The sequence below is a fragment of the Buchnera aphidicola (Panaphis juglandis) genome (assembly GCF_964059065.1).
In the GTDB taxonomy this organism is placed as follows: Bacteria; Pseudomonadota; Gammaproteobacteria; order Enterobacterales; family Enterobacteriaceae; genus Buchnera_L; species Buchnera_L aphidicola_AM.
The window spans coordinates 324376-338097 of record NZ_OZ060378.1; the positions used below are offsets into that span (position 1 = coordinate 324376).

Consider the following 13722-nt stretch of genomic DNA (forward strand, 5'->3'; position numbering starts at 1 on the left):
TATAAATTTTTATATTAAAAGAAATATCTCATAATGTTATTATTTAAAATATTATATTATAAAATATCATAAAATTAAAAATGAATAAAAAAAAAAAATTTTATATTAAAACTTGGGGTTGTCAAATGAATGATTATGATTCATTGACAATCGCTAACATATTAAAAAAAAACAAAATATATACTGATACAAATAATTATTATGAAGCAGACATATTAATTTTAAACACTTGTTCTATTCGAGAAAAAGCACAAGAAAAATTATTCCATCAACTAGGACGATGGAAACAATTGAAAAATCAAAATCCTAATATTATTATTGCTGTAGGTGGTTGTGTCGCCAATCAAGAAGGCAAAAAAATAATAAAACGATCTAATTTTGTAGATATTATCTTTGGAACACAAACACTACATCGATTACCTAAAATGATCGAAAAACATAATAAAACAAAAAAAATATCTATAGATATTAGCTTCCCAAAAATGGAAAAATTTAAAAATATTATACAACCAAAATATCCAAATTTTTCTGCATCCATTTCTATTATGGAAGGATGTAACAATTATTGTTCATTTTGTATCGTACCGTACACAAGAGGTAAAGAAAGTTATCGACCAATAAAAGATATTATTAAAGAAGTTTCAAAATTATCAGAACAAGGAATTAAAGAAATACAACTACTAGGTCAAAATGTAAATTCATATTATCATATTGGAACGTCTGGAAAAAAATATACATTTTCCAAACTTTTAAAAAAAATCTCTATGATTTCAAAAATTAAAAGAATTCGATTCATTACAAGTAACCCTATGGATTTTACAGATGACATCATTAATTCATATTATGAAATACCCAAGATAGTTAGTTTTTTACATTTACCAATACAAAGTGGTTCAAACAGAATATTAAAATTAATGAAACGTCCATATTCCGTAGAAAAATATCAAGATATTGTATATAAACTAAAAAAAGCAAGACCTCAAATACAAATTAGTTCTGATTTTATTGTAGGTTTTCCAGGAGAAACTCAAGAAGACTTTGAAGATACCATAAATATCATTAAAAAAATTAATTTTGACATGAGTTTTAGTTTCATATACTCTGTAAGACCAGGAACACCAGCATCAAAATTAAAAGACAATGTTACCCTTATAGAAAAAAAAAATAGATTAAAAATATTACAGAAACAAATTAAAAAACAAGCATTAAATTGGAGTAATAAAATGATTAACAGTATACAAAAAATATTAGTAGAAAAAATTCATAACATTAATGAAAATGAATTCATAGGAAAAACCGAAAATTATAGAACAGTAATCGTTAAAAGCAAAAAAAACCTTCTTGGTAAGATTATTAAAGTAAATATCACTAAGAAAAACAAAAATATTTTACATGGTAAACACATCCAATAACATTAGAAACTAAAATCATGAAAAATCTTAAAATAAACTTATATATAAAAACAAAAAATAAAAAAAAAATTCCTAAAAAAAAAAAATCATTAAATGGATAAAAAACATTATAAAAAAAAATACCACCATTAATATCTGCATTGTTAACAAAAAACAAATGAAAATACAAAACTTAAAATACCGAGGAATAAAAAAAACTACCAATATACTCTCTTTTCCATATCAACCCATAAAACAAATTAAAACATCTTTAATTGGAGATTTAATAATATGTAAAAATACTATTCAAAAAGAAGCAAAAATCCAAAAAAAACCAATCAATATGCATTGGGCTCATATAATTATACATGGTACACTACATCTAATAGGATATCATCATTATTATCCGAAACAAAGGAAAATTATGGAAGAAATAGAAATTCAAACAATGATGAAAATAGGATATAAAAATCCATATATCATATAAAATATTATCAAAAAATTGATTAAAATTAATATTTTAAAATATAATATTTAAAATTTATCAAGGATTGAATTACAATTTATGTATGAACAAGAACAAAAAATAAAAAACAAAAAAAACGGTTTTTTTTCTATATTTAAACACATACCATTAAAAATGAAGCTCATCAATAACAAAGAAAATTTATTAGAGGTACTCAAAAGTTCTAAAAAACACGAAATTATTAATAATATTATATACAAAATGTTAAAAAAAGTCATAAGAACCAAAAAAAAAAGAATCCGAGATATTATGATTCCTATAAATCAAATAACTGCATTAAAATACCATTACTCGTTTAAAAAATGCCTAGATATTATTATAAAATCCAATTATTCTCGATTCCCAGTTATGAGTCATAATAATCATGTTACTGGAATTTTATTTGCAAAAGATTTATTACCATTAACCAATAAAACAAAATATTTATCTCACATAAAAAATATTTTAAAACCGGTAAATATTATTCCAGAAAATAAATACATAAATAATATATTGAATAAATTCCCAAAACAGAAACATCACATGGCAATAGTAATTGATGAATTTGGATCAGTATCCGGATTAATTACTATTCAAGATATATTAAAAGAAATATTTGGAATCTCTTACAAAAAAAATCACAATATAATTAAAAAAAAAAAAAATAATACACGTATTTTTTCCATACAATCAATAAAAAATATGAAAATTCAAAATAGATAAATAATAAAAATCTAAAAAACTATCAAAATATTTAAAAAATAAATCAATATTAAATTAAATATTATTCAAGTATAATTATTAAAATTTATAACACATCATATACTATTTATTTAATTAATATTAAAATTAAAATATAATTCTCAAAAAATAATATTCACATATAACTTCATTTATTGAATCAATATGAATATTAAAAATAACAATAGTATAAAAATAAATTAATATGGAAAAAATATATAATCCGAAAATAATAGAACCAATTGTACAAAAATATTGGGATAATCAAAAAACCTTTGAAGTATCTGAAAATAAAAATAAAAAAAAATATTATTGTTTAGCAATGTTACCATATCCATCTGGTAAATTACACATGGGTCATGTTAGAAATTATACAATTAGTGATGTTATTGCTCGATATCAAAGAATGCTAGGAAAAAACGTTTTACATCCAATTGGATGGGATGCATTTGGATTACCAGCAGAAGAAGCTGCTATTAAAAATAATATCATTCCATCAAAATGGACATATAATAATATTAATTATATGAAAAAACAGCTAAAAAACCTAGGTTTTAGTTATGATTGGAATAGAGAAATTACTACATGTAATCCAGAATATTATAAATGGGAACAATGGTTTTTTAATAAGTTATACTTAAATAAACTAATATATAGATCAAAATCATTGATTAATTGGTGTCCAAAAGACAAAACAGTACTAGCAAATGAACAAGTAATACATGGAAAATGTTGGCGTTGCCAGACTGAAACTATTCTTAAAATTGTACCACAATGGTTTCTTAAAATTACTTCATATGCAGAAAAATTATTAAAAGATTTAAAATTACTTACAAAATGGCCAAAGCAAGTCATTAAAATGCAAAAAAATTGGATAGGAAAAACTAAGGGATTCGAAATTATTTTAAATTTAGTAAACAACAAAAAAAAACTTAAAATATATACCCAACGTATCGACATTTTAATGGGAGTAACATATATTTCCATATCTCCATTTCATGATTTAGCAAAAAAAGAACTACGAAAAAATGAAAAGAATCAATTCATGAAATATATGTACACTACTAACCACCATCATTTTCATATGTCAAAAATAAAATATATAGGTAAACCAACTAAACAATATGCTATTCACCCCATCACAAAAGAAAAAATTCCAATTTGGATTACTAATTATACAGCATTGGAAAATAATACTACAGCAAAATTATCAACCCCAGCACACAATAAACACGATTGGAATTTTGCAAAAAAATTTAATATAAAAATTAAATCTGTGATTTTATTAAACAAAAAAAATAAAAATGAAAATATTCATCAACCTATAGAAAATTTAGGAATTTTATATAACTCATTGCAATTTAATGGTTTAAAAAGCAAGATTGGATCTAAAAAAATATTTGAATTTTTACATGAAAAAAAAATAATTCAAAAAAAAAATCAATATCGATTACAGGATTGGGGAATATCAAGACAACGCTATTGGGGTACACCTATTCCAGTGACGTATCAAAAAAATAAAAAAATTGTTTTAATACCAAATTCAAAATTACCAGTTATACTACCTACTATTTCTAGTATGAGGGATTTTAAAAATATCTCAACAATATACAAAAAATGGTCTAAAACTAAAATTAAAAATATTAATGTCAGACGTGAAACAGATACTTTCGATACGTTTATAGAATCATCATGGTACTATATCAGATACACATCACCACATTATTTAAAATCAATGATTAATATTCAATCCGCAAAATATTGGTTACCAATTGATCAATATATTGGTGGTATTGAGCATGCTACAATGCACTTAATTTACTTTAGATTTTTTCATAAATTATTATATGACTTAAAATTAGTAACAACACCAGAACCTGCAATAAAATTATTATGTCAAGGTATGGTTCTTTCAGATGCATTTTATTATATTAATCAAGAAGGAAAAAAAATTTGGATTTCACCAAACGAAATAAAATCTATAAAAAATAAAAAAGGAGAAAAAAAATACATCCATAAGGACAAAAATAAAAAAATTATTCATGAAGGTATGATAAAAATGTCAAAATCGAAAAATAACGGTGTTGATCCAGAATTAATGATTCAAAAATATGGATCAGATACTATTCGGTTGTTTATTATGTTTTCAGCACCCGTACAATCAGATATTGAATGGAATGAATCCGGTGTCAAAGGAATGTATCGATTTTTACAAAAAATATGGAATCTAGTATACAACTATATTCATAATATTAATACAACAAAAAAAAAAAAAAAAATAAATTCTATAGAAAATATTCAATCAATTTTAAATACAACAATTAAAAAAGTATCTCAGGATATCAATAACAGACAATCTTTTAACACTGCAATATCTGAGATCATGAAATTTACCAACTTTGTTTGTAACATATCATTCAATGAAAATTCAAATAGAAAAATAATAAAAAATATTATAGAAACAATTATTAAATTGATTTATCCATTCACACCACATTTGAGTTTTATTTTATGGAAATATTTAAATAATAGTACCATTATTGATTATGTCAAATGGCCAAAATATGATGAAAAATGTATCATCAAAAATAATTTTAAATACATTATACAAATTAATGGTAAAAAAAAAGATATAATATGTATCCAGAATCAAAATAATCAAGATGAAATATTATATATCCTAAAAAAAAAATCAAAAATATCAAAAATACTAGAAACAAAAAAAATTAAAAAAATAATATTTATTAAAAATAAATTAATTAATTTGGTTATATAAAATGAATAATGTATTCAAAAAAAAAAGTACCATTCAAAAAATAACATACAATTCATACACAAATTATTTAATTATAGAACAAGATTTTTTTATTACACAACAAACTATAAAAAAAATACTACATCAATATTTTAAATTAAAATATACATATTTAAATAAAATATATCTCACAAAAAAAAAAGATTTAAAAGAAATAAATTATAAATTTAAACAACAAAATATTTTTTTAAAAAAACAAATATTTTTAATAGAAATTGATAAAAAAAAAATAAAATTTGATACTTTTAATACTATTAAAAGTATTTTAAATCATCACATACACAATAATATATTAATTGTATATGTGAAAAATATAAATCAAGAAACTATCATTGAAAAAATAAAACAATTATCCAATTCCTATCAAATAAAAATTATATATTGCCAATATCTTTCAAAAAATGAAACAAAAAAATGGATAAAAAAAAAAAATCAAGTTATGAAACTAGATTTAAAACAAAGTATTATTGATATTCTATCATATTATTATGAAAGAAATTTGCTGCTTTTATATAAAACGTTAAAAATGTTAAAAATAATCAGTATAAACAAAAAAATAAAAACAAAATGTGTTAAAAAAATTATCCATGATAATGTAAATTTTAATATTCAACATTTAATTAAATCAATATTTCAAAATAAAAAAAAACAAATAACAAGAATATTAAATTATCTTCAATATCATAAATACGATATTAATGTTATACTGCGATACATACAAAACTACTTAATTCAATACATAAAATTAAAATATCAAAAAAAAAATGATGACAAAAATAATATGAATCATAAAAATTTAAATTATGATTTAAATCATAAAAAATTATACATACTAATTAAAAAATTAGTACAACTAGATATTGATATAAAAAAAAAAAATAAAGATTTTTTATGGAATCAATTAAAAATATATATCATGATGCTATAATGTATTCAATAATACTAAATATAATAAAAATAAAAAATATGTCTTTAAAAATAATCAATTTAACAAATTTTAACTGTCCAAATACAATTATTGAATTTAGAAAAAAAATAAAAAATATCAATTGTTATGATAAAATATTAATTTTATCAAATGATATTTCTACAAAATGGGATATACCATTATTCTGTAATCATATGAATTATAAATTAATATTTAATAATTTCAAAAAAAAACCATATCAATTCCTGATTCAAAAATTCGAATAATAAAATTCAATTCATAAATTGTATTATATATTATAAGTAATATTTATAAATTATGATAATAATAACATTAAAATACGTCTTAAGGGTTCTGCAGCACCCCATAATAGCTGATCACCTACAGTAAATACAGAGAAAATATTTGATCCAACATTTAATTTTCTGATACGACCAACAGAAATATTTAACGTACCAGAAACTGATATTGGTGTTAAATATTTAATTGTAGATTTATAATCATTAGGGATGACACGTATCCAATCATTATGATTTTGAATAATCTCAGTTAAATTATCACATGATAAATTTTTTCTTAATTTTATAAAAAATGATTGACTATGACAACGTAATGCTCCTACTCGAACACATGTTCCATCAATACAAATATTGTTTTTTTGATTCAATATTTTATTAGCTTCTTCTTGTACTTTCCATTCTTCTTTAGTTTGTTGAGATTCCGTAAAAACATCAATCCAAGGTAAAACATTACCTGCTAATGATGTTCCAAACTGTTTTTTTGGAAAATTTAATTCTAATATTGAATTAGAAATCTTTTTTTCAATATCTAGTATTGAGATTGAAATATTATTCAAATCAGAAGATACAATATTATATAAATAACCCATTTGACGAATTAATTCTATTATATGTTTCGATCCAGCACCAGATGCTGCTTGATACGTTGAAAATATCAACGATTCAATTAAATTATTTTGAAATAAACCTCCTAATGCCATTAACATTAAACTAACCGTGCAATTACCACCAACAAATGTCTTAATACCATTGTAGATTCCTTTTTTTATTAATTGTATATTAACGGGATCTAAAACAATGATAGAATCATTATTCATTCTCAATGATGATGATGCATCTATCCAATATCCGTTCCATCTTAAAGAACGAAGTTTATTATACACAATATCAGTATATTCTGAACCTTGACATGAAACAATAATATCCATATTTTTTAAAAGTGAAAAATCATAAGCATCATTCAAAATATAATTTTTACCTAAAAATAATGGACAAATACTACCAATTTGTGATGTTGAAAAAAATGTAGCATCAATATTTTCAAAATTATTTTCTTCAATCATCCTTCTCATTAAAACAGAACCTACAATACCTCTCCAACCAATAAAACCAACTTTTTTTATCATAATTTTATACTCTACAACAGTTATAATTAGTAATTTAAAACATATATTATATCACGTAATAAAAAAAAAAATCTTAAAAATAAATATTACAATTATTACTTTTGTAGAATAAGTATATATTGTATACTAAAATTTATTTTAAAATGTTCAATATGATGAAATCTAACATCATTAATATATAATTAAAAATAAATAAATTATATAAAAATTTTTATCAAAAAGGAAAGAATATGAATGAAATGATTTCAACTACAATACTACTAGTTCTAATCATGGATCCACTTGGAAATCTACCAATTGTCATGTCTATCTTAAAACATTTATCACCAAGAAGAAAAATGATAGTATTAATAAGAGAAATGATCATTGCATTAATAATTATGATATCATTTTTATTAGCTGGAGAAAAAACATTATCTATTTTAGATTTAAAAGCAGAAACTGTATCTATTGCTGGAGGTATCATATTATTTTTAATAGCAATTAAAATGATATTTCCAGATGAAAACACAAATAGTAAAAAAAACTCCATAGAAGAACCATTTTTAGTACCCCTAGCAATTCCCCTTATTGCTGGTCCATCATTATTAGCAACTCTAATGTTACTATCCCACCAATATTCCAACCAAATTATATCATTATCAATTGCATTACTTATTGCCTGGAGTATCACTTTAATTATTTTACTATTATCAGGAACCTTTCTAAAATGTTTAGGAGAAAGAGGTGTAAATGCATTGGAAAGATTAATGGGATTAATATTAATTATGTTATCTACTCAAATGTTTTTAGATGGAATCACTACATGGTGTAAAATATAAATAATAAATTTATCAATTATATAATGTATACTACTTTAATATTTATTTAATTTAAATTATACTTAAAAAATATGAATACAGAAAATATTTTAAATCATTATGAAAAACACAATATAATACAAATGAAAGATTTAAACTTATATAACAAAACATTACTCATTCGTGTAGACTTTAATGTTCCAATTAAAAATCAAAAAATATTATTTGATACACGAATCAAATCAACTATACCAACCATTAATTTTGCTTTAAAAAAAAAATCAAAAATTATCCTTATGTCACACTTAGGGCGACCAAAAGAAGGAAATTCTGAGAAATGCTTTTCTATGTTTCCTATTTTTGAATATTTAAAAAAATTTTTCTATAAAAATAATGTTTATTTTTCTAACAATCTTGAAATAAAAAAAATGAAAATAGGAGACATTAGAATACTAGAAAATGTTCGATTTAATATAGGAGAAAAAAAAAACGACATTGAATTATCAAAAAAATATGCTAATTTATGTGATATTTTTGTTATGGATGCATTTGCAAGTGCACATAGAAAAGAGGCTTCAACTGTTGGTGCAGGAAAATTTTCAAAAATTGCATGCGCCGGTCCACTATTTATTAAAGAAATAACAGCTTTAAAAAAATCTCTAAAAAACCCAAAACGTCCTATGACTGCAATTGTAGGTGGTTCAAAAATTTCAACAAAATTTAACATTTTAAAAAAACTTTCTGTAATTGCAGATACTGTGATAGTAGGTGGAGGAATTGCAAATACCTTTTTAGCTATTGATAATGATATTGGAAAATCATTACATGAAAAAAAATTTATACCATTAGCAAAAAAACTACGTGACACAAATAAAATATTAATTCCAGTAGATTCTAGAGTAGGTACAAATTTTTCAAAAAATGCTATTGCTATACAAAAAAAACCAAATTCAATTAAAAAAAACGAAGAAATTATGGATATTGGTGATATTAGCATCAGGAATATTAAAAATATCATAAAAAGATCAAAAACAATACTCTGGAACGGTCCATTAGGAGTATTTGAATTTCCCAATTTTTGTATTGGTACTAAAAAATTAGCACAATATATTTCAAAAAGTAATGCGTTTTCCATCGCTGGAGGTGGAGAAACACTATCAGTTATTAAAATTTTTAAAATTCAAAACAACATATCTTATATTTCAACAGGTGGTGGAGCATTTTTAGAATTTGTAGAAGGAAAAAAATTACCTGTAATTAAAATGTTAGAAAAAAAATATACAAATAAATAATAAAACGTTATATTATATATATAAAAATTTTTTTAGGAAAATAAATTTGTCTAAATTATTAAATTCTATAAAAACAGGAATCATATTTGGAGATGAAATTAAAAAAATATTTCATATAGCAAAAGAAAAAAAATTTGCAATTCCAGCTATTAATTGTACCAGCATTGATACTATAAATGCAGTTTTAAAAACTGCTCATGATATGAAATCACCAGTCATTATACAATTTTCATACGGAGGATCTTCATTTATCGCTGGACCTGATATTATAAATATTTCGGAATATAAAAAATCTGCATTAGGTGCATTATCTGCAGCCCACCATGTGCACTTAGTTGCTAAATACTATAAAATACCTGTAATATTACATACAGATCATTGTCATAAAAATAATCTACCATGGGTTGATTATTTAATTAAAAAAAGTGAGGAAAACTTTAAAAATTATGGATATCCAATTTTTTCTTCACATATGCTTGATTTATCAAAAGAAAGTATTAAAAAAAATATAAAAATATGTAAAAAATATTTAACGCGAATAGAAAAAATGAATATGATTTTAGAAATTGAATTAGGATGCACCGGGGGCGAAGAAGACGGAGTTAATAACAGTAATATTAATACCAATTTGCTGTATACAACATCAGAAGATGTATATTACGCATATAAAGAACTAAAAAAAATTAGTTCTAATTTTATTATTGCGGCATCTTTTGGAAATGTACATGGTGTATATCATCCTGATAACATTCACCTAAAACCTAAAATTTTACTTGAATCTCAAAAATATATTCAAAAACATTATCAGTTAAATGATAATAGGCCTGTAAATTTTGTTTTTCATGGAGGATCTGGATCAAAAATTTCAGATATTCAAGAATCAATAAATTACGGTGTTGTAAAAATGAATATCGATACTGATATACAATGGTCAACATGGAATGGAATATTAAAATATTATAATAAAAAAAGAAAATATTTACAAAGTCAACTTGGTAACCCAGAAGGAAAAAATAAACCTAATAAAAAATACTATGATCCAAGAACATGGATAAAACAATCTCAATCATCAATTTTAATAACATTAAAAAAAATATTTAAAAATTTAAATTCATATAACTTAATATAAATGTTATTTTATATCATAAATCAGGAGATAAAAATGTACGAATACAACGTAGTTAATAACATTAATTATGTAGGAAATTGGATAATACATCATCAGCAAGTATTATTAAAATACATCATACATTCAATATCAGCCATCCTGATTATGATAATTGGAATTTTTTCTTCAACATTCATTTCAACTACATTAAATAAAATACTTTCTAAACAAAATATTGATACTACCATATCTGATTTTTTAGCAGTAATTACAAGATATACAATCATTATAATCACTATTATTGCTTCTCTTGGAAGGCTTGGTGTACAAACAACATCCATTATAGCTATCTTAGGAGCTGCAGGTATGGCAGTTGGTTTAGCTTTACAAGGATCATTATCTAACTTTGCAGCAGGAGTATTATTAATAGTATTTGGTCCATTTCGAGTAGGAGAATATGTAGTATTAAAAACTGTATCAGGAACAGTAATGAATATACATGTCTTTTACACTACTCTAAAAACACTAGATGGTAAAATTATAGTTGTTCCAAATGGAAAAATTACATCAAATAATATTATTAATTATTCTAGAGAACCATGTAGAAGAAACGAATTTACCATCAGTGTATCACATGTTTCTAATGTAAATGAAATTATCAAAATTTTAAAAGATGTCATGTATAATGAACCAAGAGTTTTAAAAAATAAAGATATTGTAGTTAGTTTAAATAAATTAGATCCATACTCTATTAGTTTTGTAGCACGATGTTGGAGCAATACTAATATCTTAAATACTGTATATTGGGATTTAATGATACAGTTCAAAAATGCATTAGATGAAAATCAAGTAACTACTTCCATTCCAAAAATGGATATATATTTACATAAAGATAAATAAATTTGATAAATTAATAAAAAATATAAAAATATAAAAATATAAAAATATAAAAATATAAAAATATAAAAATATAAAAATTTTAATCTAAAAATATAATAATTATCTTAAAATATGGAAATTATGGAATATAAAAATTTTATTTTAAAAATAGTTTTCATTTTTAATAATTTTCAAAAATGAAATTAAAAAAAATTAATATACATTATTTACTAATTTATGAATAAAATAAATAATATTAAAAATTTAAAAAAAAATATAAAAATAAAAATATAATATATAAAATATTTATTAAAAATAATTTAATGATTAAAAATAATAAAATTACTAATAAAAACAAAAAATAATTATAAATTATAAAAATAAATATATAATATAATTATTTTAATGATATAAGTAAAATAAATATTATTATTTATTCAAGCATATCACTAAAATTAAATTCATAATTCTATATTCATATTTTTAAAATAAAATTGATAAAATATTATAATAATATTAATATTGTAATGAATTAATTTTATAATATTATTGGTAAATATTTAATAAACAATCAATAAATAAAAATTTAATATAAAATTTTTTATAAAATAGAATTAAAAATAATATTTATTAAGAAAATAAATATTAAATCATATAAAAATAAAAATATGAAAAAAATTAAAAATAATTAATATTAAATTAAATAATTAATTAAAAATCAAATAAAATAATAATTAGTATCAATATAATAATGAATAAAATATTGATATGATATTTATATTATATTAAATATTAATAATATTTTATATAAAAAGTTAAATTAAAAATATATTTAAGGTTGCGGGAGCTGGATTTGAACCAGCGACCTTCGGGTTATGAGCCCGACGAGCTACCATACTGCTCCACCCCGCGATATGTAAAAATTATATAACATAACGATATAAAAATCAATATAAAAAAACAAATATTGATAAAATATTTAAAATAAAATAAGGGATGTATCATGAATATAAAAGAATATCATTATAAAATAAAAAAATTCAATACCATAAACTCACAATATGAATCCCAAAACTCTAATATTGCTATTATAGTTCCAAGATTTAATTCATTTATTAATCAAAATTTATTATTTGGAGCATTAGATACACTAGAACGAATCGGAAAAATAAAAAAAAAAAATATAAAAATCATAAAAGTTCCAGGAGCATATGAGATACCAATTATTGCAAATATATTATCTCAAACTAAAAATTATCAAGGAATTATAGCTTTAGGAACAATTATAAAAGGTGAAACTATGCATTTTGAAAAAATATCTAATGCAATTATACAAAAATTATTAGAAATTAGTATTAAAACCAGTACCCCAATTGGTTTAGGAATATTAATACTAAAAAATATAGATCAAGCAATTAATCGTTCTGGATTAAAATTTGGAAATAAAGGAAGTGAAGCAGCAATGACAATTTTAGAAATGATTAATATTATTCAAGACATTCAAAAATAAAAAATAAAAATATTAGATCAGATTAATTACTATAAAAATCTTAAATATAAAAGAAATTAATATATTCAAATAAAATATTAAAAATTCAAAATAAAAATAAAAAAATATATAAATAAAAATCATGATACTATTTTTAATCAAGTATAATATCATACATCATAATTTTCATTATAAAAATATAAAATATCTTTTTTAATATTAAAAATATTAATAACTCTAATAATAAAAATACATTTAAAACTAAAAATTATATAATACTTTTAAAAAATTCAATTAAAATCAATATAGTAAATATCATATTTAAGAAATATAATCTATATATCATAA

The 13722-nt window shown here is 21.4% G+C and carries 12 protein-coding genes and 1 tRNA gene; 11 read left to right on the top strand and 2 right to left on the bottom strand.

The window, feature by feature from the left end; all coding sequences use genetic code 11:
* Positions 1-80 precede the first annotated feature (80 nt).
* From miaB to AB4W46_RS01560, 6 genes are all read left to right on the top strand, one after another.
* Positions 81-1412, top strand: a complete 1332-nt coding sequence (gene miaB, locus AB4W46_RS01535; protein ID WP_367678402.1) for a tRNA (N6-isopentenyl adenosine(37)-C2)-methylthiotransferase MiaB — start codon at positions 81-83, stop codon at positions 1410-1412.
* 97 nt (positions 1413-1509) lie between these two features.
* A complete protein-coding gene (gene ybeY, locus AB4W46_RS01540) occupies positions 1510-1878 on the top strand; it encodes an rRNA maturation RNase YbeY (RefSeq protein WP_367678700.1) in 369 nt (122 codons plus the stop codon).
* A gap of 78 nt (positions 1879-1956) precedes the next feature.
* Positions 1957-2619 (top strand): CBS domain-containing protein, encoded by a 663-nt coding sequence (locus AB4W46_RS01545; RefSeq protein WP_367678403.1) that lies wholly within the window; start codon positions 1957-1959, stop codon positions 2617-2619.
* Positions 2620-2842: 223 nt separating this feature from the next.
* Positions 2843-5413 (top strand): leucine--tRNA ligase, encoded by a 2571-nt coding sequence (gene leuS / locus AB4W46_RS01550; RefSeq protein ID WP_367678404.1) that lies wholly within the window; start codon positions 2843-2845, stop codon positions 5411-5413.
* Between the two features lies 1 nt (position 5414).
* Entirely contained in the window at positions 5415-6380 is a 966-nt protein-coding gene (locus AB4W46_RS01555) for a hypothetical protein (protein WP_367678405.1), read from the top strand.
* 38 nt (positions 6381-6418) lie between these two features.
* Positions 6419-6646 (top strand): sulfurtransferase TusA family protein, encoded by a 228-nt coding sequence (locus AB4W46_RS01560; protein ID WP_367678406.1) that lies wholly within the window; start codon positions 6419-6421, stop codon positions 6644-6646.
* 50 nt (positions 6647-6696) lie between these two features.
* Here AB4W46_RS01560 and asd read toward each other — a convergent pair whose 3' ends face one another.
* The gene (gene asd, locus AB4W46_RS01565; RefSeq protein ID WP_367678407.1) at positions 6697-7806 is read right to left on the bottom strand and encodes an aspartate-semialdehyde dehydrogenase; all 1110 of its coding nucleotides are present in this window, start codon (positions 7804-7806) and stop codon (positions 6697-6699) included.
* A gap of 230 nt (positions 7807-8036) precedes the next feature.
* Here asd and AB4W46_RS01570 point away from each other — a divergent pair, with 230 nt between their 5' ends.
* The 4 genes from AB4W46_RS01570 (at position 8037) to mscS (ending at position 11906) form a co-directional block, all read left to right on the top strand.
* Entirely contained in the window at positions 8037-8627 is a 591-nt protein-coding gene (locus tag AB4W46_RS01570; protein ID WP_367678408.1) for a YhgN family NAAT transporter, read from the top strand.
* Positions 8628-8698: 71 nt separating this feature from the next.
* Positions 8699-9898, top strand: a complete 1200-nt coding sequence (locus AB4W46_RS01575; RefSeq protein ID WP_367678409.1) for a phosphoglycerate kinase — start codon at positions 8699-8701, stop codon at positions 9896-9898.
* Positions 9899-9944: 46 nt separating this feature from the next.
* Positions 9945-11027 carry a class II fructose-bisphosphate aldolase gene (gene fbaA, locus AB4W46_RS01580; protein WP_367678410.1) on the top strand — a complete coding sequence of 361 codons (1083 nt, stop codon included), beginning with the start codon at positions 9945-9947 and terminating at the stop codon, positions 11025-11027.
* Between the two features lie 33 nt (positions 11028-11060).
* A complete protein-coding gene (mscS, locus tag AB4W46_RS01585) occupies positions 11061-11906 on the top strand; it encodes a small-conductance mechanosensitive channel MscS (RefSeq protein ID WP_367678411.1) in 846 nt (281 codons plus the stop codon).
* Between the two features lie 817 nt (positions 11907-12723).
* Here the strand turns inward: mscS and AB4W46_RS01590 are convergent.
* Positions 12724-12797 (bottom strand) — tRNA-Met (locus tag AB4W46_RS01590).
* A 91-nt stretch (positions 12798-12888) separates the two neighbouring features.
* Between AB4W46_RS01590 and ribE the strand changes: the two genes are divergently transcribed.
* Complete coding sequence (gene ribE, locus AB4W46_RS01595; RefSeq protein WP_367678412.1) at positions 12889-13395, top strand: 6,7-dimethyl-8-ribityllumazine synthase; 507 nt, start codon at positions 12889-12891, stop codon at positions 13393-13395.
* Positions 13396-13722: the final 327 nt, after the last annotated feature.

Bases quoted from the DNA above. Each gene is read 5' to 3' on its own strand.
- miaB (WP_367678402.1), top strand. From the start codon at position 81: ATGAATAAAAAAAAAAAATTTTATATTAAAACTTGGGGTTGTCAAATG.
- AB4W46_RS01545 (WP_367678403.1), top strand. From the start codon at position 1,957: ATGTATGAACAAGAACAAAAAATAAAAAACAAAAAAAACGGTTTTTTT.
- leuS (WP_367678404.1), top strand. From the start codon at position 2,843: ATGGAAAAAATATATAATCCGAAAATAATAGAACCAATTGTACAAAAA.
- AB4W46_RS01555 (WP_367678405.1), top strand. From the start codon at position 5,415: ATGAATAATGTATTCAAAAAAAAAAGTACCATTCAAAAAATAACATAC.
- AB4W46_RS01560 (WP_367678406.1), top strand. From the start codon at position 6,419: ATGTCTTTAAAAATAATCAATTTAACAAATTTTAACTGTCCAAATACA.
- asd (WP_367678407.1), bottom strand. From the start codon at position 7,806: ATGATAAAAAAAGTTGGTTTTATTGGTTGGAGAGGTATTGTAGGTTCT.
- AB4W46_RS01570 (WP_367678408.1), top strand. From the start codon at position 8,037: ATGAATGAAATGATTTCAACTACAATACTACTAGTTCTAATCATGGAT.
- AB4W46_RS01575 (WP_367678409.1), top strand. From the start codon at position 8,699: ATGAATACAGAAAATATTTTAAATCATTATGAAAAACACAATATAATA.
- mscS (WP_367678411.1), top strand. From the start codon at position 11,061: ATGTACGAATACAACGTAGTTAATAACATTAATTATGTAGGAAATTGG.
- ribE (WP_367678412.1), top strand. From the start codon at position 12,889: ATGAATATAAAAGAATATCATTATAAAATAAAAAAATTCAATACCATA.